Below are 21,097 nucleotides of genomic sequence, written 5' to 3'. Positions count from 1 at the left end.
CTTTTTACCATTTTAAACTAATCCCTACAACTAGCAGCAATGCCACACGATTCACAACTTCTTTTCCGTTATGTCTTTGATAAGCATGGGTAGTTTGCCGGACTGATTAAGGTTCAGCCACCAAAGCCTCCGCCCAATCATCACAACAACGCCACCACTGGAAATAGCCCAGCTGGCGTATATGGGGCATCAACTCACGCATCATGTCCGCAGCGGCTGAATAACTTGGATCGGCTTGCTGACGAGCCAGCCGGTAGTTGGCACAGAACGCACCAAATGTTCCCTTGCGCACCCCGCGCTGACGCTCGAGATGTTCCAGCAGCAGTGGATCGTTGCGATGGGTGTGATCCGCGGTTTCTGCAGCGGATGCACCGAAATCCTGTGATCCCGGCAGCAGATCCTCACCGGTGAATCCGCACACCTCACCCGCTGCCAGCGCTGCACGGTTGTCGTCATCAAAAGCCTGCACCACCTCATCGCTCCGTGCCGTCATTTCTTCGCGACAGATCTTGGCGATGTCTTCATCGCGCCAAGCAAACAAATCACCGACGCCATTGGAACGAACGATGTCCACCATCTGCAGTCGCAGCATCCGCTCACAAGCAGCCGCCTGTCGTTGGTCGTGGTCCGTGATCAACTGACGGCGCAGCGCCCATTCGGCATTCAAGAAAAAGGCCGACGTGGTTCCCTTGCGATGCCCCTGCGCACTCTGTTGCGCAGCACCCATGACCTGTTCTGGGGTCACAAACGGGTTGTCGGGCATGGCTTGAACACTTCGCCTGACCTCATGCTCAGCCATCGCGACGTCAGAGCAGTCCAGCACGCAACACCTCGAGCACTACCAGGTCGAACATCACAGGATTGTTCTTTGATCAAGCGGGCCAAGGCGTCAGGGTGACGGGCTCAAATTTGGCGATGCGCATCGTCCAGGCGCGACCGCAGATCGCCCGAAGGCCGTGCTGAAAGGCCTCAACATCACCGCTGTTCAACCAAGCGGCCTTGAGGGTGGGCAGCGCTTCAGGCAGCGCTTCCATCGGCAACTCCACCAGCAACAGACTCTCCACACCACAAGCCCGCTGCAACGCCCCCTCATCACTGCGTTGCCAAAGGCGCAGCAACAGTTCCAGAGCCAGCGCATGAGCGATGGTCGTCGGCTCTGTCGCAACAGCCTCGGCAGGGAGGGTGCGACCGGTCAGCGGGAGGGCGCGACGCCCCTCCTGCTCCACCAGCGCAAGAGCCACGAGGTACGGAGCGTCCGCCATTAAGACAACATCATTCGCCGCATCCTCCCCCGATTCCAGCCGGAATGGCCGCAGCCTTGATTCATCGCTGAACTGAGAGTGCGCAACCGCCATCCCTGCCATGACTCCAGCGCGTCAAGAGCCGAAGACGGTGCTCTGCTTCGGCGACTCGAACACTTGGGGGTTCAACCCTGATGGCAGCGGTCGACTGCCCTATGCAACGCGCTGGCCGAATCAACTGGAACACCGCCTCAATGAGGCTTCCACAGGGCCCCTCTGGCGCACGGTGGAAGACGGTCTGAATTCCCGCACCTGGCTGCTGGATGACCCCATCGGTGCCGTCAGCTATGGCGCGGACTACAGCTGCAGTGGACGCTCCCATTTGAAGACAGCTCTGCACTCCCACAAACCGATCGATGTCGTGGTGCTGGCGTTGGGCTGCAACGACTGCAAGCACTACCTCAACCTGGCCGCTGAACAGATCGCTGCCGGCGCCAGCATCCTCATTCACGACATCCGCCAGGCAGTCCATTGCGGGCCGCGTGATCGTCCCAAACGCACACCCCACATCGTGTTGATGACACCGCCTTTGATGAGGATCACGCCGCAATCGTTGACCTGGGGATTTGCTGGGGCTGATACGAAATCGAAGGCTGTCGCAGCGCGCTACCTGAGCCTCGCTGAGGAGCTGCAGGTGGCCAGCTTCGATGTTCAGCGCGTCGCGGCCCCTTCTCCTCTTGATGGCGTGCATTTCGACAGCGACGCCCAGTCCGCCATCGCTGACGCGCTGACCACTTGCATTCTGCAAACGCTGCACCAGACCCACCCATGAACTAGAACAGCTGTACTATCTAATGCGTTTCATCAGTGGGGTCTGTTGCCATGGCGATCGATCGCCCTTGCCTTCATCCACCGCAACCCCTGCGAGCGCAGCGGACACCCTTGCAGCTGCCCCTCGCCGGTGAACAGGTCGCCGCTGGCTTTCCCTCTCCTGCAGAGGACTACGTGGATGTGGGCATCGACCTCAACGATCAACTCATCCGTCATCCCACCAGCACGTTCTTTCTCCGGGTCAGCGGTGATTCCATGACCGGTGCCGGCATTCATGACGGCGATCTGCTGGTGGTGGACCGCAGCCTCAACCCTCGACCAGGCCGCGTCGTAGTGGCTGTTCTCGACGGCGGTTTCACCCTGAAACGACTGGTGCGTCATCAGGGCCGCCTGCGCCTGGAAGCGGCCAATCCCGACTACCCGCCCCTGGAACTACAGACCTGTAGTGACGTGCAGATCTGGGGCGTGGCCGTGCATGTGATCCACCCGCTCTGAACGCCATGGCCCGGGTGACGGCCCTGATCGACGCCAACAACTTCTATGCCTCCTGCGAGCAGAGCCTCGACCCGGCTCTACTCGGCCGACCGGTGGTCGTGCTCTCCAACAACGACGGCTGCATCGTGGCCCGCAGCGCCGAAGCCCGGGCTCTCGGCATCAAAATGGGAACGCCTTATTTCAAGGTGAGAAGCGATCTGGAGCAGCAAGGCGTCGTGGTACGCAGCTCCAACTACGCCCTCTACGCCGACATGAGCCAGCGATTGATGAGTCTGCTGGAGAGCCAGGTGGAAGACCTTGAGGTGTATTCCATCGATGAAGCCTTCGCCCAGATCAGTCGACCGTCGACGCTGGATCTGCTGCCCTGGGGACGCCAGGTGCGGGCCCTGGCCCGACGCAACCTGGGGCTGCCGATCGCCATCGGCCTAGGGGCGAGCAAAGGACAAGCGAAACTCGCCAACCGTTTGGCCAAAGTGAATCCCGGCCATGCCGGTCTGTTTGATCTGGGGCATTGCAGCGAAGCAGACCGTTGGCTGGAAACGATCGACATTGAAGACGTGTGGGGCATCGGTCGAAAACTCGCCCACTGGTGCCGAGCGCGTGGCATTCGCAATGCCCGGGAACTGCGTGACACGGCCAGCGGTCCACTGCGCGCCAAAGCGGGTGTGGTGGGACTGCGCCTGCAACGGGAACTGCAGGGCCACGCCTGCCTGCCCCTCGATCTGGCCCCCTCTCCAAAACAGGAGACCTGCGTCAGCCGCAGTTTCAGCCAACCGATCAACTCACTCACAGAGCTGCGTGAAGCCGTGGCCACCTACGTGGTGCGTGCGGCCGAAAAACTGCGCAAGCAACAGCAGCGAGCTGCTTCGCTGAGCGTCTACACCCGCACCAGTCCGTTTGTCCCCGCCTTCTACAGCCGCAGCGCCAGCATCCATCTGGATCTACCCAGCAATGACACACAGACGCTGCTGCATGCGGCACTGCCCCTGGTGGAGCGGATCTTTCAGCCCCATCGCCAGCTGACGAAAGCCGGTGTATTGATGCAGCACCTGCAGAGCACCGACCACCTGCAGCACCACCTGCTCGTGCCCTGCAGTGAACACGAGCAGCAACGACGGGCAACGCTGATGAGCACGATCGATGGCCTCAACCGCCGCTACGGCAGCGGCACCGTGCAATGGGCCGCCTGTGGCCTGCATCCCGCCTGGGGCATGCGGCGAGAGCGGCTGGGGCAAGCGGCCACAACGCGCCTGAGTGATGTCCCTGTGGTCCAGGCGTAACAGGACGGTATGGAGCGTTATGAAAAAATCTGCCCGAAGTTAAAAACTGGACGCGTGTTGAAGACAAGTGCATTTCTCACCGCAGGCCTGATCTGCTTTGGAGCCGCGGCCCACGCGGAGACCGTCACACTCGAGTTGCGCAATGGCGACAAGCTTCACGGGGAACTGATCGAAGCCGACACCAACGACAGCACGATCGTCTTGGACCATCCAGTGCTGGGACGTCTCAGCATTCCAAGAACGGCGTTGGTCCCACCGCCGCAACACAAACCCTGGAAACTGAGCTTGTCTGGTGGCCTGTCGGGCTCCAACACCGACGATGACTTTGACAGCGGCGCAACCGGGCAACTGAAGGTGAGCTACACCGAGGGTGCCAATGAGGTGGTGCTTCAGGGTCGTGCTGAATATGACGTGTCACGCGACAAGGGTGAAAGCAAAGCAAGCACCGACACCAATGAAGGCGATGCCGAACTGCGCTACACCCGATCGCTTGGCAACCGGCTGAATGCTTATGCCGCCACACGCTTCAGTTACGACACGCTGAACAAGATCGGCACCGACACCATCCTGGGATCCATTGGCCTGGGCTACGACCTGTTCCAGAACGACAGCACACGCGTGAGGGTGTCACTGGGTCCATCGATGCAGAGCACGTGGGGAGGTACAGGCTGTGCGGCTGACCCAGTGTGCGGACAGGCGTACGCAGCAGGCTCGGCCCGCGCCGAACTGCAATGGAACCCCAACTCAGCACTGCGCCTGAATGTGACCAACACCTACACAGGCGCTTTTAGCGATGGCATCAAAACCAACAACGTGTTCTCGGTTGGCCTCAAGATTTTCCCGATGGGCAACGAACGCCTGTTCACCTCGTTGAACGGTCAGTTGATTTACAACGAGCTGCAGACACCGCGCATCAACAACAGCGTCTCGATGCAGGTCGGCGTTCAGCTGGACTGAGGCGCATCAACCAGGGGTCATTTCGGACGCTTGGTGAGATCACCGAAGTCGTCGTCATTGGGTTGCAGAAACTGCCAGACCACGGGAACCGTGAACACCACCATCAGTCCGATCGTGGCCCAGATAGCAACGGTGTAATCACTCATGGATCAGCGTCAGCAGTGCAAACCGTAACCAGATCGGCGCAACACAGGCGACGACCACCGTCCAGAACACGGGTTCAAGACCACAGGGATCTAAAACGGCTTCGGTCGTTGAACCAGCGCCGCTGCAAACTCCTCGAGCGCTGCGGCGGCAACAGCAGGGTTGGCACTGTGCTTTGACTCCCACGCCGCAACCAGGGCATGCATGTCTTCCCACATGTCGACCATGGCGAGGGGATTGAACCCAGTGGGATCGATTGGCTCACCGGTCATGAAATGGCAACTGATCGCGAGCAATCATCTTGTCGACGAATCAAGACGCTGTCCGTGTTCTCCATGGCGATCTACGTGGGGCAAACCAGCTGCACAGTCGCTGATCGGCTCGAAAACAGCACAACAAAGCGATCTCCATGACTGTTTAAACCGGTCTGCTCGCGCAGAAGATCAGTGCTGGCTAAGGCAAGACCACAGGTTTCGCAGAAGAGCACAGGCACAGTTGCTGCGCTACCGCTCATGGCTTGGAGATCCAGCGCCTGACGCACGGCACGCTGCGATCGTTCGAGGCCGAGGGTTTCAACCAATGACGGCCAGAGGTCATTGACCGGCTCACAGGCAGCGAAATCAACGGAAGAATCAGACATCAGACCGGCAGTTGTTCGATTGCCACCACAATCATCTGCGGTGTCACGGGAATCACCTCGAGGGCATCCTCATTGTCGAGGTAGGCATCGAAGGAGGCAAACCGCTCGATCCGCGGTGGGACCTCCTGAGTGGCACAGGCGGCGATCCAGTCGTTGTCGTCAGGTTTGACGGCCACATAGGCCTGCAACGCCTCCTGCAGGTCTCCGCCATCGCCGATGCCCTCGTCATTCCAGATCGCTTCGAAGAATTCGGACATCAGCGTGGCCAGACGATCGCCTTGATCATGCCCCCGAGCCGGTGCGCTGCCCAGGGCCTGGAAGCCCAACAATGGGGCCAGGGGACTCCACACACCAAGGACGCCACACAGCGATGCAGGATTCAATGTTCCAGCTGGATGGCCAGGTGGCGCTGATCACGGGATGTCGCCGTGGAATCGGACGCGCCATGGCCGAGGCCCTGGCTGAGGCAGGTGCCGACATCATTGGGCTCAGTGCATCGATGGAAACGGACGGCGGTGCGGTGGGAGCCAGCATTCGCCGCCATGGGCGACGTTTCTGGGGCTATCGCTGCGATCTAGGGAGCCGCAGCTCCGTTGACCAGACACTGAACACGCTGCTGGCGCAGCATCCCAGCATCGATGTGCTCGTGAACAACGCGGGCATCGTTGAACGGGCACCGGCAGAAGAGCACGGTGACGATCTGTGGGATCAGGTTCTGGAGGTGAACCTGAGCGCCTGCTTCCGCATCAGTCGCCGCATCGGCGCCTCAATGCTTGAACGGGGCCGGGGCAGCATCATTTCAACCGCCTCAGTGCTGAGCCATCAGGGGGGCTTGCATGTGGCCAGCTACGCCGCCAGCAAAGCTGGCCTGGCCAATCTCACCCGCTCACTGGCCAATGAATGGGCAGGTCGAGGCGTGAGGGTCAATGCAATCGCACCGGGATACATCGAAACGGACATGACCGATGTGCTGCGAACCGACCCGATCCGCCACCGGCAAATCCTGGAGCGTGTGCCAGCCGGTCGCTTCGGATCACCGGATGACCTCAGGGGGCCGGTGGTGTTCCTGGCGAGTGAAGCGTCCCGCTACATGCACGGGGAAACCCTTGTGGTGGACGGCGGCTGGCTGGGACGCTGACTGCTGAGCGGACGGGCATCCAAAACGGGGCATGGCTAGACCCCTTGCAGAGTGGACCAGTTGGCCATGCAGACCCTTGCGGAGTACTGCCGACCCTTCAAGGAGGCGAATGCCGTCTGGCCGTCACTACCCATCGGCGCTGATGCCAGAGAACACTGGTGGAGGCAATGGCTGAACCACTCCCGAACAGAACGGCCATGGGATGCGCTTCGCCTGCTGCTGCCCCAGCTGCTACTCACGCCAGGCAACAACGTGCGCAGCGGGGAGGCTTACCAGCGGCTGGTGATGCGAGGTGAGCCAGCGCAAGCCGCTGATCTGGCCCAAGCGCCTCAACTCCATGACCCTGCAGGGCCATCGATCAGCCTGGCTCCCCACCCCACCGGTGCCGTGCCGGTGCTCAGCTTCAGGGATCACAGAGATTTCGTGCTGGCGGTGCGCTGTCTGGCTAACCGCTGCGAAGAAGTACCGGTGCAACCAACCGTGCATGCCCAGGCCATCTCAGGCCTGATCCACTGGGGACTGATCAGGGAGGTGGACCGACGGACGCGCTGTCAGATTCTGCTCTTGCACAGAGCGCCCTATTCCTCACTGCCAGCCGACTCCATTCCCGATCAGCCCTCCGCTGACCAATGGATTGCGCTTTCTCAGACCTGGCGGCTGGAACATGAGCTGACCCACATCGCCTGCCGTCGGCTGGTTGGTGAGATGCGGATCAACCTCTACGACGAACTGGTCGCGGATGCCCTCGGGATGACTGCAGCACTCGGCCGTTTTGATGCGGATCTGTTCAGACGAGGATTGGGACTGTCCATGCACGCGCATCCCGACAGTGATGCACGCGCCCACGTTTATGTCTCAACCCTGGAGCCAAGCGAGCACCATCAGGCCTTTCAGATGGTGCTGCAACGTGCGGCTGAACTGGAAGAACTGATAGCCAGGCACCAGTGGCCGATCGATGCGATGCCATTGCTGGCCAAACTCGTGCGCGGTCAGCTGAATCAGCCGTTGACCGACGGGGCCGGTTCAACAGCCGCATCGGAACCAGATTGAGATTGCGCTTCCGGGGTGTAGCCGGCACAACGCTGCTGATCGAGGTGTTGGATGTGGCGACGCTCGCTGTAATAGAGCTCCTGAAACCGCAGCGCTTCGGCGTTGAGATCCTCAAACATGCCCTGGATGCGTTGTTCCATGTCCATCACTTCGGTGGATTTCTGATCCCTTTCCTGGTCGATCAGCACCGCAATGCAGCGCTCGAGCGTCTCCAGCCGTTGACCGGTCCAGGCTTCGAGCAGATGCCGACAGCGTTTGTGGCTTTTCTGCCGCTCCAGCATGGCGGCCGTCCCACGCAGCTGCTCCATGGGGCGTGCCAAAGCAACACGCTGCAGCTCACCTGGCTCCAGCAGAGGGGTTAACCGTCCAACCAGGTCGCTGTTTTCAAGCAGCAGCTGATCCGTGAGCAGGCGAGGTAAATCCAGATCGGCCAGCTCATCGCCGCGATCCTGTCCGCGGCTGATCGACTCCAGGCGCACGCTGCCGAGATTGCCCTCTTCCAGATCTGTGATTTCAGACCAGAGCAGCCGATGGTGCTGCAAGGCGAAATCCTCGAGCTCCCGTCGTCTCAGTTCTTGACGGATGGCGCCGCGATACGAGGGACAGTGCAGATAAAGCCGCAGAATTTCCGCTTCACAACGCTCACGCTGACTGGCTTCACCGGCTTTTTCATGGCGAGTGGAACGGCCATGCCAACGCTGCCCCTGCACCTGTTGGCGAAGGTCCTCCTCCAACTGCAGCGCCAAGCGCCCCTGGCCACCACTGAGGCGTTCCGCCACTTGCTGGATGTAGTGGGTGCGAATCGCTGACTGCGGCAACTTGCCGAGCAGCTCAACCAGGGCCGACACCGAACGCTGGAACTGGTCGGCCTTCGTGAGATCCCTGCCCTCAAGAACCTGTTCGATCTGCCAGTCCAGCCAGAGCGGTGCCTGGTCCAGCAAGGCGCGGTAGTCACCGGCGCCATGGTCCTTGAGAAATTCATCCGGATCCTTGCCGGACGGCAGGTGCAACACCCGCAGCTCAAGCTGCCCTTGAAGGGCAAGCTGTTCCACTTCTCCAATGGCGCGATTGGCAGCGCGGACACCAGCACCATCAGCATCGAAATTGAGCACGATGCGCTTGCCGTCACTGCATCGGCACAGCTGCGTGATCTGTTGACCACTGAGGGCTGTGCCAAGAGAGGCCACGGCATTGGTCACCCCAGCTGCATGCAGGGCAATCACATCGAAATAGCCCTCAACCACCACAGCCCGGTCGTCTTTACGAATCGCTGATGACGCCCGATCCAGTCCAAACAGATGCTTGCCCTTCTCGAACACCTCCGTTTCTGGAGAATTGAGATATTTGGGCTCACCCCCATCCAGGCTGCGACCGCCGAAACCGATCACACGGCCCTGCCGGTCGCGGATGGGCACCATCACACGGTGACGGAAACGGTCGTAGAAGCCATTGCCGCCTTTGCGCGGAACTACCAGACCCGCAGCTTCCAGGAGCTCAGGGGCAAGTCCCTCCACCTGCTGAAGGTGTTTGAGCAGACCGTCCCATTGATCGGGTGCATACCCGAGCTCAAACTGTTCGAGGGTGGCTTCATTCAAGCCGCGTGCCTCGCGCAGATAGCGCAGGGCATCAGCACCCTCTGATGTTCTGAGCTGCGAACGAAACCAACCCGCGGCAAGCGTCAAAGCGCGGTGAAGTTTGTCGCGGCGTGACAACTGTTGTTTGAGCCGCTCCTGCTGGGGTCCATCAACGGTCTCCACCGGCAGCTGATAGCGGCGTGCCAGATCCAGCACCACATCGCTGAAGCTCTGGCGCTGGAACTCCATCAAAAACTTGATGGAATTGCCCCCGGCCCCACAAGAGAAGCAGTAGTAGAACTGCTTCGCCGGTGACACCGTCATCGACGGTTTGCTGTCGTCATGAAACGGACAGATGCCGACAAACTCGCGGCCCTTTTTCTTGAGCACCACGTGCTCGCCCACCACATCAACGATGTCAGCGCGCTCCTTGACGGCCTCGATGGTGCGGGGGTGAAGGCGGGGCATAGCCATCGGCCCATTGTGGAAGACACCGGCGAAAGCGGCCAGATCCGATGGATGGCATCGTTAGCCGGATACGCACGGACCGAGCGATGCAGGGCCTGCTGGCGACCATCCGAGGGTCCCAGTCAACAAAGGACTGGAGGGCAGGGCTAGCCCTGATCGGGGCAGCTCTTGCCTTCAGTTTGATGACCGTGTGCGTGAAACACCTGGGCGGCCGCTTGCCGGTCGCCCAGATCGTGCTGATCCGCTCCGTGATCAGCATCGTGATCACACTGTCGATGTTGGCGCGTTTGCGGGTGTCTCCCTGGGGGCATCAAAAGGGACTGCTGATTCTGCGCGGGGGGCTGGGCACCGTGGCCCTGCTGCTGTTTTTTCAAGCTCTGGCGGGACTGCCTCTGGCAGCAGCAACCCTGCTGCAATACACCTACCCCACCTTCACGGCTCTGTGCGCCTGGGCGCTGCTGGGTGAGCCGATCCGCAAGCGGATCAGCCTGGCAATCCTCCTGGGATTAATCGGTGTGCTGCTCGTCATCCAACCGGAATGGATTGGCCAAGATGTAGAAGGTCTTCCGGCCATGGCGGCACTGATCGGCCTGGGTGGAGCGCTGATGACGGCTCTGGCCTATGTGAGTGTGCGCCAGCTCTCTGTGCGGGAGCATCCCCTAGTGATCGTGTTTTATTTCCCGCTGGTGTCGGTGCCAGCAACCTTGCCTTTGTTGGTGAACACGATGGTGCAACCCACCAGCAGCGAATGGATATGGCTGCTTGGCGTTGGTTTATTCACCCAGCTGGGGCAGGTGTGGCTGACGCAAGGGCTCGCAGCTCTGCCGGCAGCGCGAGCCACCTCAATCAATTACGTGCAGGTGGTCTTCGCGACGCTCTGGGGTGTGCTGTTTTTCGCTGAACCGATCAGCGGCACCGTGGTGGTGGGAGCACTCTGTGTGCTGGGTGCCACCTTGATCAGCCTCAGCGCCAGGCAGCCCGTCAGGCCGGATCAATCGCCAGGGGATAGGTGATCCAGATCTGGGAACTGCCGTCATCAGAACCACTGGGAAGAGCCAATCTCCAGCTTTCGCCGCGGTCCCCCCGTTCCAGAAACAGCTCGAAGGGACTATCCACCTTCACGGCATCGCCTGGAAGTCGCCAATCAAAACGACCGGTGAGATGCACGCCCTTCTGATCGCCGATGCGCAGACTCTCCTGTTCCTCGATCCGAACCCGGCTGACTTCCGGCACACCAGAGGCCTGCAGATCAAGCGACTGGGCAATGGCGGTCTGAGTGAGCTGAATCTGCTGCCCCAGAGCACTGAGCAGAACCCCCCGAGACGGTCGATCACTGACGGAGCAAGCGGACAACCCCACCAAGATCAGTCCCATCACCAGCAACGACAGAACGGCTCTGCGCCAAAGCCTGAACAGTGAAAGCATGGAGAGAGAGCACGACGCGAGATCACTGCAATGTTGCAGCACTCTCGAAACTGTGGCACCAGGCCGACAGGCTGCACCCTCAGCACGCGTGACGGGATCGAACGGGAAGCCACACCACGACCCGACCCTTTTTGAGAATGAAGATCAAGAAAAATAAGCACTTCAATCATCAAACCAAAAACAACAAATGCATTTGAAGATGATTCTCAAAAACAAAACTTGCCCGTCGATTTCTTGGCACTAAGTCAATCTTTCAGGCATAATTGACACACGCTTACGGAACACACCACAGGGGAAAACATGACCTATACCTCACCCATCCAGACATCCAGCAACGTGGCAACAGGCCCTTCCGGTCGGGCCATGGCCGAACCGATGTCGGCCGAACTGCTCGAGCACATGCAGGCACACCTCAACATGGAACGGCAGTCTGCAGCGGCCTATTTCGCCACGGCCATCTGGTTCGCGGAACGTGAACTTGTTGGATTTGCCAACTACTTGCGCGACGAAGGCAATCAAGAACAACAGCATGCTGCGCAGTTCGCCGATTACCTGATTTCCCGCGGCCAAACCGTGGTGCTCGACACGATCGAACCTCCCTGCCAGCAATGGAGCAATACTGAAGCTGTGATTTCGGATGTGTTCCGAATGGAAGCCGACGTCACATCATCCGTTCTGCAGCTTTACAAAACTGCCGAGCAAGACAATGACATGAGAACCACTGTCTTTCTCGACCCGATAGTGGAAGGCCAAAGACTTTCTGAACACGAGGCGGCTTATCTGCTCGGCCGCGTGAAGTTCGCTGCCAATCAACCTGCAGCTCTGCTGTTGATCGATGCGGAACTGCGCGATAAAGCAGCAGCTCCGGCCACGCTGGCAGGCTGATCTCAGATCAGTGAGCTCCAGGCGTCATATCAGCAACATCATCACGTCGCCACACGCCATGACGACGTGATGCCAATCGATTTGCACGATTCAGGGCTGAGATTGACCTGGCAAGAACAGCAATTGATGACCAAGGATTGCGGCGCCATTCCGTCCATGAGAGTATGGCGGTACGCAAGACGCCCTATCGGGATCGAAGCGCGAAAACAAATACCTTTTGAAGCTTGCATGACTCACGCAACATTCACCCCTTCGAGGGGAAGATTTCTTTCTGCAAAAAACAACAAAATTCAGACTCTCACTGGCCACGAATCGCCGCAGCATCGCCGCTACCTTCGCGAACTCGCAGCGGAGCAGGAATCAAATGTTCAAGCTCCACGGGATCAAGACTGAGCGAGTCCTCACCCGCGCTGGTGAAGGTCCGAAAACAGCTGCCAGTCAGAGCTGCATCGTTGGGGTGTTAGCGGCGGCATCATGGTTGTGGTCAATCCCTCCTAAGTCGGAAGTCCACGTGAATTCGCCCATTCATCCCTGGAGACCGTCGTGATCGGTTGGCTTCAAGGCGAACGCATCCAGACGTGGGAGCAGGGTGGACGCCACGGCTTGGTGATCGCCTGCGGAGGCGTGGGCTATGAGGTGCAACTCACCCGTCGGGATCAAACATCAGTTGATGGAGACAGCTGCACACTCTGGATTCATCAGGTCCATCGCGAGGACGGCTCGCACCTGTATGGATTCCCGTTACAGATGGACCGGGATCTGTTCAGGACCTTGATCGGCGTTAATGGCGTCGGCCCGCAAGTGGCTTTGTCATTGCTCGATAGCTGCACAGCCGCCGATTTGGTGGCCGCCATCATCGATGGCGATCTGAAACGCCTGACACAAGCCCAGGGCGTCGGCAAGCGCACGGCAGAGAGGATCGCCGTGGAGCTGCGGGATCGTTTAGGTGCGTGGGCTCCAAGCAGTGAAGAGCCCAGCTTGTCCCTCGTCGATCGCAGCGACGTGCAAGCTCTGCCGATCCATCCGGAATCGCTGCAGGAACTTCAACTCACTCTGGAAACGCTCGGCTACGAAGACCTGGAAATCAGGCGTGCCATGCGTGCCGTCGCCTCGGCCACTGACCTGCCTGACGCCAACGACGCTGAGGGTTGGTTACGCGCCAGCTTGCGCTGGTTGAGCCAATCGGCCTGACAGGGACCTCGAGAAGGTAAATTGGTTGTTTGCACTGTCTGGGCAAGACGCCGCGCATGTCGCTCGATACCACTGAAAAGCAGCAGCTGATCAACACGCACCAAACCCACGCCACCGACACAGGATCGGCAGAGGTTCAAGTGGCGATGTTGAGCGAGCGCATCTCGAAGCTCAGCAGCCACCTGCAGCAGAACATCCACGACTATTCCTCCCGTCAGGGTCTGCTGAAGATGATCGGCCGACGCAAGCGCCTTCTCAGCTACGTGCGTGGCAAGAGCGAGCAGCGGTACACCAGCCTGATCGCCAAACTGGGTATCCGCGGCTGAGCCGCACCCGGCAGTTTTCACGATCCATGGCTGAACGACGCGATCCGCTCCCTTTCGAACCGCGACGTTCGGCCTCACCCTCCGGTGGGAGTCAAGGAATTCCCCGCGAGGTTGCGGACCGTATGGCACGTCGCGTCGCCATCTCCACCGGGGTCCCCTCCGTGCTGGGGATGGCCGTTTTTGTGATCAGTTACCTACTGGTCAGTCGAGGCATTCTCGATATACCGCCAGGGATCACGCTGGTGGCCTCCGGTTTCTTTTTTCTGCTTGGACTGATCGGTCTCAGCTATGGCGTGCTCTCCGCCAGCTGGGAACCCCAGCCTGGAAGCCTACTGGGACTGGAACACCTGAAACCAAACCTTCAACGCCTGCGCAGCTCGATCAAAGCGAAGAAACAGAGTTGAGTGTTCCGGTTTAATTCAGCAACGGATCACTGCAGCTGACGTTGAAAGAGCTGTCTTGCAGGTGTTTGCGCGCAGCCACCACATCCTTCACACAGAACTGTGGGCCAAGGCGGACATATTTCACCTCTGGACCCCGACGCACGGCGGCAACCACAGGCACCCTGACACCCAGCTCGTCCTGATCGGGTCGATGGGCATGGAGACATTCCCTCAGCTTGTGCTGAACCGCCACATCACAAGCCTGATCAGGGTCGAGCTCGACGAGCAGAAGGCGCAGGTCGTCGATGGCCCGGCAGTCATCCACGATCAATTGCACGCGTTCATCGCGACGGTCCACCGCCGCCCAGATCAGCAGACGTGCCTCAGCCATCAGATGATCAGCGAGACGCGCGTAACTCTTGGGGAACACCACCGCCTCACAGGAACCGGTGAGATCCTCGAGCTGAAGAATCGCCATCCGGTCGCCCTTGCGCGTGGTGACCTGACGCATCTCACTCACCATGGCAATCGCACTCACCTTGGCTTTATCGGCCTGCTCTTCCAGGCTTCCCAAACCGATGGGCGCCAACAACCGAGCCGGTGCCGTGAGTTGTTTGAGCGGATGATCAGACAGGTAAAAGCCCACCAAATCTTTTTCCAGCTTCAGCTTTTCACTGGGGTGATAGTCCTTCACCGGAGCGGCCTTCGGAGCCAAACTCAGATCGGTCGTGCCGTCTGATGCATCATCGGCAGGGGCTGCCATCAGATCAAAGAGGTTGCCCTGACCACTGGCGCGATCACGGGCTCGGGATCCGGCCCAGTCGATCAACAGATCCAAATCCGCGATCAACTGAGCCCGATTGGCCTGAGGCTCTAGGGCATCAAGAGCACCACAGTGGATCAGAGCTTCCAGGCTGCGCCGATTGACAACACTGGAGGGCACACGATCACACAAATCCGCCAGCGACTGGAACGCGCCATCGGATTGGCGGGAGCGGATCAGAGCCCGGATGGCCCCATCACCCAAATTGCGGACTGCCGAAAGGCCAAACAGAATTCGGTTGTCCACTGGTGTGAAGTCCGTTCCCGAAGCATTCACATCGGGCGGCATCACCTCGATACCCATGGCATTGCAGTTCGAGATGTAGCGCTGCACTTTGTCGCTGGCACCTGCATTCACGGTGAGCAGTGCCGCCATGTAAGCGACTGGATAATGCGCCTTCAGATAGGCCGTCTGATACGTAACTGCTCCATAAGCCGTGGAGTGGCTCTTGTTGAAGCAGTACTCAGCGAAAAGCACCATCTGGTCAAACAATTCATCGGCGACCTTCTCATCCACGCCGCGTTCCGTTGCACCTTTCACGAAGATGCCGCGATGCTTCTGCATCTCTGACACCTTTTTCTTTCCCATGGCACGACGGAGAAGATCAGCTTCTCCAAGGGAATAGCCGGCTAGATCCTGTGCAATGCGCATGATCTGCTCCTGATACACCATGATCCCGTAGGTCTCGCTCAGGATTGGTTCCAGAGTGCTGTGGGCGAAGTCAATGGCTTCACGACCGTGCTTGCGGTTGATGAACTTGGGAATCAGCCCCGCATCCAGAGGACCGGGTCGGTAGAGCGCCAGGATCGAGGAAATATCTTCAAGCGACGATGGCTTCAGATCACGCACGATCTGTCGCATCCCCGTGGATTCAAGCTGGAAAATCCCTTCAAGGTCGCCGCGGGCCAGTAAGTCAAAGGTGCCCTCATCCTGCGGTGGTAGCTGATCGGGGTCGATGCGTTCACCGCTGCTCTGCTCCACCAGCTCCAGAGTCTTGTCGATCATCGTGAGGTTCTTCAACCCCAGAAAATCCATCTTCAACAGACCCATCGACTCCACGTCTTCCATGAAGTACTGCGTGATCACCTGGCCATCGTTGTTGCGCTGAAGAGGAACCAGTTCATCGAGAGGGTCGGCAGCAATCACCACTCCAGCGGCGTGAACACCGAAGGTTTTATTGGTGCCCTCGATGCGCATCGCCATATCCACCCAACGCTTCACGATCGGGTCTTTGTCGTACCGCTCCTTGAAGTCGGGGTTTGGGGATTCATCCCCGATCATCGCCTTGAGCTTGGCCGGCTTGCCCCGCACCACTGGGATCAGTTTGGCCAGGCGATCAGCATCGCCATAGGGAATGTCGAGCACCCGGGCCACGTCTTTCAACACCGCCTTCGACGTCATCCGGTTGAAGGTGATGATCTGCGCCACCTTTTCTTCGCCGTAGCGACGTGTGACGTAGTCGATCACCTCACCACGACGCTCAATGCAGAAGTCGGTGTCGATATCAGGCATCGACTTGCGTTCTGGGTTGAGAAAACGCTCAAACAGGAGTCCGTTACTCACCGGATCGATATTGGTGATGCCCAGCGCATACGCCACAAGAGATCCGGCAGCGGAACCACGACCAGGGCCAACCGGAATGTTCTGTTCACGTGCGAAGCGGATGTAGTCCCACACCACCAGGAAGTAAGTGGGAAACCCCATCTGCTCCATGATCTGCAGTTCATAAGCCATGCGCTCGGCATAGCCCTCGTCAATGCTGTCGGCCGATGAAAGACCAAGGCGATCACGAAGGCCCTGCTCCGTCACCTCGCGCAGATAGGTGACCGGTGTGTGGCCTTCAGGGATCGGGAAACGCGGCATCTGATAGCGGCCGAGGATGTCGTAGTCCTCAACTTTTTCGGCCACAGCCACCGTGTTGGCAATCGCCTCCTGAACCACATCCGGCTCGAGGTGATCAGCAAACAAGCGCCCCATCTCCTCTTCAGTTTTGAGATATTCCGTCCCCGTGTAGCGAAGACGCTTCTCATCGCTGATCAGCTTTCCGGTGAGCACGCAGAGCAGCGCGTCATGGGCCTCAACGTCATTGCGAGTGAGGTAGTGGGCATCGTTGGTGGCCACCACCTTGATCCCCAGTTCACGCGCGATCTTGACGATCTCGACATTGACGATGCGATCTTCAGGAGATCCATGATCCTGAATCTCAAGATAGAAATCGTCGCCGAATACCTCCTGATACCAACGGGCCACATCTCGGGCCACATCGGGCCGTTCCCGCATGATCGCCTGCGGGATTTCTCCACCGAGACAAGCGGTGGCGACGATCAGCCCTTCGCTGTATTGCTGCAGGAGATGTTTATCGATGCAGGCGCGCGAGAAAATGCCGCGGCCTCGCATCCCCCGAAGGTGACTGATGCTGGTGAGCTTGACCAAATTGCGGTAGCCGACGGCATTCTTGGCCAGCACCACCAGGTGGTAGCGACGCTCTTTCTTGGGTTGAGGGTCATCAATCGAACCATTGATGACATACATCTCATTGCCGATGATCGGCTTGACTCCCGTCCCCTTACACAGCTTCAGCAGCTCGACAGCGCCGTACATCACCCCGTGGTCGGTGAGGGCCAGAGCCGGCATTCCAAGCTCCTTTGCCCTCTCCACCATCTGGGGCAGCTGAGACGCACCATCCAGCAGGCTGTAGTCGCTGTGGTTGTGAAGGGGAACAAATGCCATAGAACCAGCCTAGGCCGCCGCGCAAGATGCAGCGGTCACAGCAGACACTCCACACCAGATGCAGTGTTTTGCAGCAAAAAAGGACCTTAGGCAGGCACGAAAGCTGCCTCTGGCCGGGACTTCATCACAGACGCCGACAGTTCGTACTGATGCGCCACCTGAAGAAGACGAGGCTCTTCCAACACATTGCCGATCAGCTGAACACCAATTGGCAGACCTCCGTTGTCGAAGCCGCAAGGAACGCTGATAGCAGGCAGGCCAGCCAGGTTGGCAGGAATCGTCAGCAGATCCGCCAGATACATCGCCAGCGGGTCATCCGCATGGGAGCCATTGCGGAATGCCGTGCCGGGTGCCGTGGGAGTCAGCAGCACGTCCACCCCTTGGAAGGCCGCGTCGAAATCGCGGCGGATCAAGGTGCGCACCTGCTGCGCCTTCTTGTAGTAGGCGTCCACGTAACCGGCCGACAGGGCATAGGTGCCAATCAGAATCCGTCGCTGCACTTCGCTGCCAAACCCCTCAGCACGGCTTTTGGCCGTCATTGCAGCGAGCGAAGCGGCATCCTCAGCCCTGTAGCCATATTTGACGCCGTCGTAACGCGCAAGGTTGGCGGACGCCTCCGACGGAGCAATCACGTAATAAGTGGCAATGCCGTCGTTGAACCGCGGACATGAGACGTCGACCAGTTCAGCCCCCAAGGCCTGCAGCTGATCGGCAGCCGCCAGCACCGATGCCTTCACCTGAGGATCCAAACCCTCCTGATCGAAACATTCCCGAACCAGTCCGACGCGCAATCCATCAATCGGTGCGTTCAGTGCTGCGCTGTAGTCAGGAACAGGAGCCTTGAGACAAGTGGAATCGCGTGGATCCTCACCGGCTATCACCTGCAGCAATTCCGCTGCATCAGCAACGGTCGAGGTGAACGGGCCCACCTGATCAAGCGAACTGGCAAAAGCCACCAATCCGTAACGGCTGACGCGTCCGTAGGTGGGTTTCAGACCCACGACACCGCAGAAGGACGCAGGTTGACGAATCGAACCACCGGTGTCGGAACCAATCGAGGCCAAGCATTCACCGGACGCCACTGCGGCCGCGCTGCCACCGGAACTACCCCCTGGCACATGGTCGGTGTTCCAAGGATTGGCTGTCGGTCCGAACGCCGAAGTCTCTGTGGATCCGCCCATGGCGAATTCATCGAGATTGGTCTTACCGAGCAAAACAGCTCCAGATGCCCAGAGCCGGTTGGTCACCGTTGACTCATAGGGAGGAACAAAGTGCTCAAGCATGTGGCTGGAGCAGGTGGTGCGGACCCCTTTGGTGCAGAGATTGTCCTTGATCGCGAGAGGAACCCCAGCGAGGGGCGGCAGCTCTTCGCCAGCACAACGCGCTTCATCAATGCGATCAGCATCAGCACGGGCACGCTCAGCTGTGACCTCCAGAAAGGCATGGAGACTGGGATCGACCGCCTCGATCCTGGCCAGGTGATGGTCGGTGAGTTCGCGAGCGGACACCTCACCGTTTGCCAGTTGCTGACGCCATTCGGCGATCGCCATGGTCAGGACTTTCGTGCAGATGCGACGCTATCAGCCAGGTGCAAGCAATCAGCCAGCTGCCAGCCATCAGCACCCATCAGGATGCTGATTCGATGGTGAAGGGCTCACTGCGTCGGCAGCGCAGCACGGAGTGCTCCAACGATCCAGGAGCTTCCGATTTGAGATCGTCCAGGAAGGGGGAGAGCTCTCGTTCAAGGGTGGAGCGCCGCACGAAGGGACCAAACCAGTACGTGACATCGGGGCTTTGGGTCTGAACCCGAGCCCACCAAGCGAGTCCGAGACCGTTGGCAAGCGAGCGCATCGGTCGAGTCAGCGGGCTCATGTCGGAGCAGTGAAGACTTCGACATTGTGCCTTGATTCAGCGTTGGCGGTAGCGGGCCAACCAACGCTCGTCAGAGACCGTGGTCATGATCAGCAGCGGTCGCTAGAGATCAATGCTGCCGTCAAAGGTGGTGGACACCGCTTCGGCGGGGCGTTCCATCTGCAGGTCCACACCTGGATCTGGGTCGGCCACCTCCGGCTGAGTCTGCGCATCATCCGCCTTGGCCTCTGGCGCTTCTGGGGACTGCAGATGGGCCACAGACAGCTGCGGGCGAACAATCGGAGGTGAGGGGTTCTGGCCCGACAGACCTTTCATCCAACCCCGACGCGCCACCTCATACAGACAGAGCGCAGTGGCAACCGAGGCATTCAGGCTCGGGGTCACACCGCGAAGAGGGATCCGAATCAACTGATCGCAATGGCGTCGGGTCAGCATCGACAGTCCTTGGCCCTCGGAGCCAGTGACCACGACTAACGGACCGTCAAGATCCACCTCCTCCAGGGTCTGATCCCCTTCTTCAGCCAGACCGATCACCCGGTAGCCGGCATCCTTCAAGGTCTCCAACGACCGGTTGAGATTGACGACGCGAGCCACAGGAAGATGTTCCAAGGCGCCCGCAGCCACCTTGGCCACTGAACCGGTCAGACCCGCACTGCGCCGCTGCGGCAACACCACGCCATGGGCGCCAAGCGCTTCAGCGGAACGAACGATCGCCCCGAGGTTATGGGGGTCCGTGAGACCGTCGAGAGCGAGCAGCAGAGGCGCTTCCTGCAACGCAGCGCAGCCCTCCACAAGATCCTCCAGGTTCAGGGTGTCGGCCGCAGCCGTTTGCAGGGCAATGCCCTGGTGCACCGCACCACCGGTCATCTGAGCCAGACGCGCCCAAGTGACTTCCTCCACCAGGACGCCAGAGGCTTTCGCATCCCGCAGTAACGCCATGAACTTTGGAGCGCTTCGCATCTCACTGGTGCACCAGATGCGATGGATGGGCCGTCCGGCCTCCAATGCTGCCTGGGTGGCGTGACGTCCCCAAAGCAGATCATCGGCTACACCCTCGGAACCATGCGCACTGGCCTCACCACGGGGTTGTTCATCAAAACGCTGGTCAGCTCGTTCCGATCGACCTGACCGCATGACGCGGCCTTCTCCATCCGAGAAACGACGGCCACCCGGGCGCCGATCACCAAACCGGCGATCCTCTGAGCGGCGTTCATCAAAACGGCGATCTCCAGAACGACGGTCCCCGGACCGGCGATCGTCGAAACGGCGTTCATCAGAGCGCCTGTCATCAGAACGGCGCTCATCGAAGCGGCGAGATTCAAAGCGACGGTCTCCACCTGAGCGCTCATCGAAACGACGCTCGCGGCGATCACCACGGACCATCGGCCTGCCGCTGTCGCGGGAGGAACCTCGAAATGACCCACCACGGGATGCAGGGCGTCCGCGGAACTCACCGCCATCGCGGGAGCCTCGCCAGGAGGACTCGCCACCCCCGTCTTCACCATCACGCCGACGTCCGTAGGAAGAACCACCTTCTGGACGCGGACGCCGACCACGCGGCCCTCCACGGGACGGACGTCCACCTCCTGAGTCACCACCGCGAGAAGGACGTGGTGGGCGGCGGTCGAAACGGGAGCTCATGAG

The 21,097-nt window shown here is 59.7% G+C and carries 23 protein-coding genes; 11 read left to right on the top strand and 12 right to left on the bottom strand.

The genetic code is table 11. The features are described 5' to 3' along the window. Nucleotides 1–106: 106 nt before the first annotated feature. Both SynNOUM97013_RS05710 and SynNOUM97013_RS05705 read right to left on the bottom strand, forming a co-directional pair. Nucleotides 107–763, bottom strand: a complete 657-nt coding sequence (locus SynNOUM97013_RS05710; protein ID WP_186481154.1) for a hypothetical protein — start codon at nt 761–763, stop codon at nt 107–109. Between the two features lie 109 nt (nt 764–872). Further along, the gene (locus SynNOUM97013_RS05705) at nt 873–1,262 is read right to left on the bottom strand and encodes a hypothetical protein (RefSeq protein WP_186481153.1); all 390 of its coding nucleotides are present in this window, start codon (nt 1,260–1,262) and stop codon (nt 873–875) included. Nucleotides 1,263–1,362: 100 nt separating this feature from the next. Here SynNOUM97013_RS05705 and SynNOUM97013_RS05700 point away from each other — a divergent pair, with 100 nt between their 5' ends. From SynNOUM97013_RS05700 to SynNOUM97013_RS05685, 4 genes are read left to right on the top strand one after another with little or no spacing between them, the layout of a single operon-like run. Beyond that, entirely contained in the window at nt 1,363–2,073 is a 711-nt protein-coding gene (locus SynNOUM97013_RS05700; protein ID WP_186481152.1) for an SGNH/GDSL hydrolase family protein, read from the top strand. 50 nt (nt 2,074–2,123) lie between these two features. Then, the gene (locus SynNOUM97013_RS05695) at nt 2,124–2,567 is read left to right on the top strand and encodes a LexA family transcriptional regulator (protein WP_186481151.1); all 444 of its coding nucleotides are present in this window, start codon (nt 2,124–2,126) and stop codon (nt 2,565–2,567) included. A gap of 5 nt (nt 2,568–2,572) precedes the next feature. Next, the gene (locus SynNOUM97013_RS05690) at nt 2,573–3,847 is read left to right on the top strand and encodes a Y-family DNA polymerase (protein WP_186481150.1); all 1,275 of its coding nucleotides are present in this window, start codon (nt 2,573–2,575) and stop codon (nt 3,845–3,847) included. A 54-nt stretch (nt 3,848–3,901) separates the two neighbouring features. After that, a complete protein-coding gene (locus SynNOUM97013_RS05685) occupies nt 3,902–4,804 on the top strand; it encodes a DUF481 domain-containing protein (RefSeq protein ID WP_255443023.1) in 903 nt (300 codons plus the stop codon). Between the two features lie 17 nt (nt 4,805–4,821). Here SynNOUM97013_RS05685 and SynNOUM97013_RS13750 read toward each other — a convergent pair whose 3' ends face one another. The 4 genes from SynNOUM97013_RS13750 to SynNOUM97013_RS05670 all read right to left on the bottom strand — a co-directional run bounded on the left by SynNOUM97013_RS13750 (nt 4,822) and on the right by SynNOUM97013_RS05670 (nt 5,845). After that, nucleotides 4,822–4,950: a hypothetical protein gene (locus SynNOUM97013_RS13750; RefSeq protein WP_255443022.1), complete on the bottom strand. Its 129-nt coding sequence runs from the start codon at nt 4,948–4,950 to the stop codon at nt 4,822–4,824. A 90-nt stretch (nt 4,951–5,040) separates the two neighbouring features. Continuing rightward, nucleotides 5,041–5,220 carry a hypothetical protein gene (locus SynNOUM97013_RS05680; RefSeq protein WP_186481148.1) on the bottom strand — a complete coding sequence of 60 codons (180 nt, stop codon included), beginning with the start codon at nt 5,218–5,220 and terminating at the stop codon, nt 5,041–5,043. A gap of 71 nt (nt 5,221–5,291) precedes the next feature. After that, the gene (locus tag SynNOUM97013_RS05675) at nt 5,292–5,588 is read right to left on the bottom strand and encodes a hypothetical protein (protein ID WP_186481147.1); all 297 of its coding nucleotides are present in this window, start codon (nt 5,586–5,588) and stop codon (nt 5,292–5,294) included. Next, a complete protein-coding gene (locus SynNOUM97013_RS05670) occupies nt 5,588–5,845 on the bottom strand; it encodes a hypothetical protein (protein WP_186481460.1) in 258 nt (85 codons plus the stop codon). Before SynNOUM97013_RS05670 ends, SynNOUM97013_RS05675 begins: the two co-directional genes overlap by 1 nt. Nucleotides 5,846–5,958: 113 nt before the next feature. Here SynNOUM97013_RS05670 and SynNOUM97013_RS05665 point away from each other — a divergent pair, with 113 nt between their 5' ends. Together SynNOUM97013_RS05665 and SynNOUM97013_RS05660 are read left to right on the top strand one after the other, a co-directional pair. Continuing rightward, on the top strand, nt 5,959–6,726 hold the full coding sequence (locus SynNOUM97013_RS05665) for an SDR family oxidoreductase (protein WP_255443021.1): 768 nt from the start codon (nt 5,959–5,961) through the stop codon (nt 6,724–6,726). 66 nt (nt 6,727–6,792) lie between these two features. Beyond that, nucleotides 6,793–7,776 (top strand): hypothetical protein, encoded by a 984-nt coding sequence (locus SynNOUM97013_RS05660; RefSeq protein ID WP_186481146.1) that lies wholly within the window; start codon nt 6,793–6,795, stop codon nt 7,774–7,776. Here SynNOUM97013_RS05660 and dnaG read toward each other — a convergent pair. Further along, nucleotides 7,725–9,824: a DNA primase gene (gene dnaG / locus SynNOUM97013_RS05655; RefSeq protein ID WP_186481145.1), complete on the bottom strand. Its 2,100-nt coding sequence runs from the start codon at nt 9,822–9,824 to the stop codon at nt 7,725–7,727. The two genes, SynNOUM97013_RS05660 and dnaG, sit on opposite strands and share 52 nt — an antisense overlap. A gap of 41 nt (nt 9,825–9,865) precedes the next feature. On the opposite strand from dnaG, the gene SynNOUM97013_RS05650 reads away from it, so the two are divergent. Then, entirely contained in the window at nt 9,866–10,831 is a 966-nt protein-coding gene (locus SynNOUM97013_RS05650) for a DMT family transporter (protein WP_255443020.1), read from the top strand. On the opposite strand, the gene SynNOUM97013_RS05645 is transcribed toward SynNOUM97013_RS05650, so the two are convergent. Then, nucleotides 10,800–11,243, bottom strand: a complete 444-nt coding sequence (locus SynNOUM97013_RS05645) for a hypothetical protein (protein ID WP_186481144.1) — start codon at nt 11,241–11,243, stop codon at nt 10,800–10,802. The two genes, SynNOUM97013_RS05650 and SynNOUM97013_RS05645, sit on opposite strands and share 32 nt — an antisense overlap. A gap of 300 nt (nt 11,244–11,543) precedes the next feature. Here SynNOUM97013_RS05645 and SynNOUM97013_RS05640 point away from each other — a divergent pair, with 300 nt between their 5' ends. The 4 genes from SynNOUM97013_RS05640 to SynNOUM97013_RS05625 all read left to right on the top strand — a co-directional run bounded on the left by SynNOUM97013_RS05640 (nt 11,544) and on the right by SynNOUM97013_RS05625 (nt 14,049). Then, entirely contained in the window at nt 11,544–12,128 is a 585-nt protein-coding gene (locus SynNOUM97013_RS05640; protein WP_186481143.1) for a ferritin, read from the top strand. 543 nt (nt 12,129–12,671) lie between these two features. Further along, nucleotides 12,672–13,319, top strand: coding sequence for a Holliday junction branch migration protein RuvA (gene ruvA / locus SynNOUM97013_RS05635; RefSeq protein ID WP_186481142.1), 648 nt, complete (start codon nt 12,672–12,674; stop codon nt 13,317–13,319). Nucleotides 13,320–13,375: 56 nt separating this feature from the next. Then, complete coding sequence (gene rpsO / locus SynNOUM97013_RS05630; RefSeq protein ID WP_186468943.1) at nt 13,376–13,645, top strand: 30S ribosomal protein S15; 270 nt, start codon at nt 13,376–13,378, stop codon at nt 13,643–13,645. A gap of 26 nt (nt 13,646–13,671) precedes the next feature. Then, nucleotides 13,672–14,049, top strand: coding sequence for a PAM68 family protein (locus SynNOUM97013_RS05625; RefSeq protein ID WP_186481141.1), 378 nt, complete (start codon nt 13,672–13,674; stop codon nt 14,047–14,049). A gap of 10 nt (nt 14,050–14,059) precedes the next feature. Here SynNOUM97013_RS05625 and SynNOUM97013_RS05620 read toward each other — a convergent pair whose 3' ends face one another. From SynNOUM97013_RS05620 to rlmB, 4 genes are all read right to left on the bottom strand, one after another. Then, nucleotides 14,060–17,581 (bottom strand): DNA polymerase III subunit alpha, encoded by a 3,522-nt coding sequence (locus SynNOUM97013_RS05620; RefSeq protein WP_186481140.1) that lies wholly within the window; start codon nt 17,579–17,581, stop codon nt 14,060–14,062. An 86-nt stretch (nt 17,582–17,667) separates the two neighbouring features. Further along, complete coding sequence (gatA, locus tag SynNOUM97013_RS05615) at nt 17,668–19,131, bottom strand: Asp-tRNA(Asn)/Glu-tRNA(Gln) amidotransferase subunit GatA (RefSeq protein WP_186481139.1); 1,464 nt, start codon at nt 19,129–19,131, stop codon at nt 17,668–17,670. A gap of 76 nt (nt 19,132–19,207) precedes the next feature. Further along, entirely contained in the window at nt 19,208–19,453 is a 246-nt protein-coding gene (locus SynNOUM97013_RS05610) for a DUF1816 domain-containing protein (RefSeq protein WP_186481138.1), read from the bottom strand. Nucleotides 19,454–19,555: 102 nt separating this feature from the next. Beyond that, nucleotides 19,556–21,094, bottom strand: coding sequence for a 23S rRNA (guanosine(2251)-2'-O)-methyltransferase RlmB (rlmB, locus tag SynNOUM97013_RS05605; RefSeq protein WP_186481137.1), 1,539 nt, complete (start codon nt 21,092–21,094; stop codon nt 19,556–19,558). Nucleotides 21,095–21,097: the final 3 nt, after the last annotated feature.

It is taken from the genome of Synechococcus sp. NOUM97013 (genome assembly GCF_014279815.1).
Taxonomy (GTDB): Bacteria; Cyanobacteriota; Cyanobacteriia; order PCC-6307; family Cyanobiaceae; genus Synechococcus_C.
Note: the sequence above shows the minus strand (reverse complement) of the source record. Positions and strands in the feature narration are given on the sequence as shown.

Excerpts from the sequence above, each read along its gene's own strand:
- SynNOUM97013_RS05710 (WP_186481154.1), bottom strand. The coding sequence starts at position 763 with ATGCCCGACAACCCGTTTGTGACCCCAGAACAGGTCATGGGTGCTGCG.
- SynNOUM97013_RS05705 (WP_186481153.1), bottom strand. The coding sequence starts at position 1,262 with ATGGCGGACGCTCCGTACCTCGTGGCTCTTGCGCTGGTGGAGCAGGAG.
- SynNOUM97013_RS05700 (WP_186481152.1), top strand. The coding sequence starts at position 1,363 with ATGACTCCAGCGCGTCAAGAGCCGAAGACGGTGCTCTGCTTCGGCGAC.
- SynNOUM97013_RS05695 (WP_186481151.1), top strand. The coding sequence starts at position 2,124 with ATGGCGATCGATCGCCCTTGCCTTCATCCACCGCAACCCCTGCGAGCG.
- SynNOUM97013_RS05690 (WP_186481150.1), top strand. The coding sequence starts at position 2,573 with ATGGCCCGGGTGACGGCCCTGATCGACGCCAACAACTTCTATGCCTCC.
- SynNOUM97013_RS13750 (WP_255443022.1), bottom strand. The coding sequence starts at position 4,950 with ATGAGTGATTACACCGTTGCTATCTGGGCCACGATCGGACTGATGGTG.
- SynNOUM97013_RS05680 (WP_186481148.1), bottom strand. The coding sequence starts at position 5,220 with ATGACCGGTGAGCCAATCGATCCCACTGGGTTCAATCCCCTCGCCATG.
- SynNOUM97013_RS05675 (WP_186481147.1), bottom strand. The coding sequence starts at position 5,588 with ATGTCTGATTCTTCCGTTGATTTCGCTGCCTGTGAGCCGGTCAATGAC.
- SynNOUM97013_RS05670 (WP_186481460.1), bottom strand. The coding sequence starts at position 5,845 with ATGTCCGAATTCTTCGAAGCGATCTGGAATGACGAGGGCATCGGCGAT.
- SynNOUM97013_RS05665 (WP_255443021.1), top strand. The coding sequence starts at position 5,959 with ATGCAGGATTCAATGTTCCAGCTGGATGGCCAGGTGGCGCTGATCACG.
- SynNOUM97013_RS05660 (WP_186481146.1), top strand. The coding sequence starts at position 6,793 with ATGCAGACCCTTGCGGAGTACTGCCGACCCTTCAAGGAGGCGAATGCC.
- dnaG (WP_186481145.1), bottom strand. The coding sequence starts at position 9,824 with ATGGCTATGCCCCGCCTTCACCCCCGCACCATCGAGGCCGTCAAGGAG.
- SynNOUM97013_RS05650 (WP_255443020.1), top strand. The coding sequence starts at position 9,866 with ATGGATGGCATCGTTAGCCGGATACGCACGGACCGAGCGATGCAGGGC.
- SynNOUM97013_RS05645 (WP_186481144.1), bottom strand. The coding sequence starts at position 11,243 with ATGCTTTCACTGTTCAGGCTTTGGCGCAGAGCCGTTCTGTCGTTGCTG.
- SynNOUM97013_RS05640 (WP_186481143.1), top strand. The coding sequence starts at position 11,544 with ATGACCTATACCTCACCCATCCAGACATCCAGCAACGTGGCAACAGGC.
- rpsO (WP_186468943.1), top strand. The coding sequence starts at position 13,376 with ATGTCGCTCGATACCACTGAAAAGCAGCAGCTGATCAACACGCACCAA.
- SynNOUM97013_RS05625 (WP_186481141.1), top strand. The coding sequence starts at position 13,672 with ATGGCTGAACGACGCGATCCGCTCCCTTTCGAACCGCGACGTTCGGCC.
- SynNOUM97013_RS05620 (WP_186481140.1), bottom strand. The coding sequence starts at position 17,581 with ATGGCATTTGTTCCCCTTCACAACCACAGCGACTACAGCCTGCTGGAT.
- gatA (WP_186481139.1), bottom strand. The coding sequence starts at position 19,131 with ATGGCGATCGCCGAATGGCGTCAGCAACTGGCAAACGGTGAGGTGTCC.
- SynNOUM97013_RS05610 (WP_186481138.1), bottom strand. The coding sequence starts at position 19,453 with ATGAGCCCGCTGACTCGACCGATGCGCTCGCTTGCCAACGGTCTCGGA.
- rlmB (WP_186481137.1), bottom strand. The coding sequence starts at position 21,094 with ATGAGCTCCCGTTTCGACCGCCGCCCACCACGTCCTTCTCGCGGTGGT.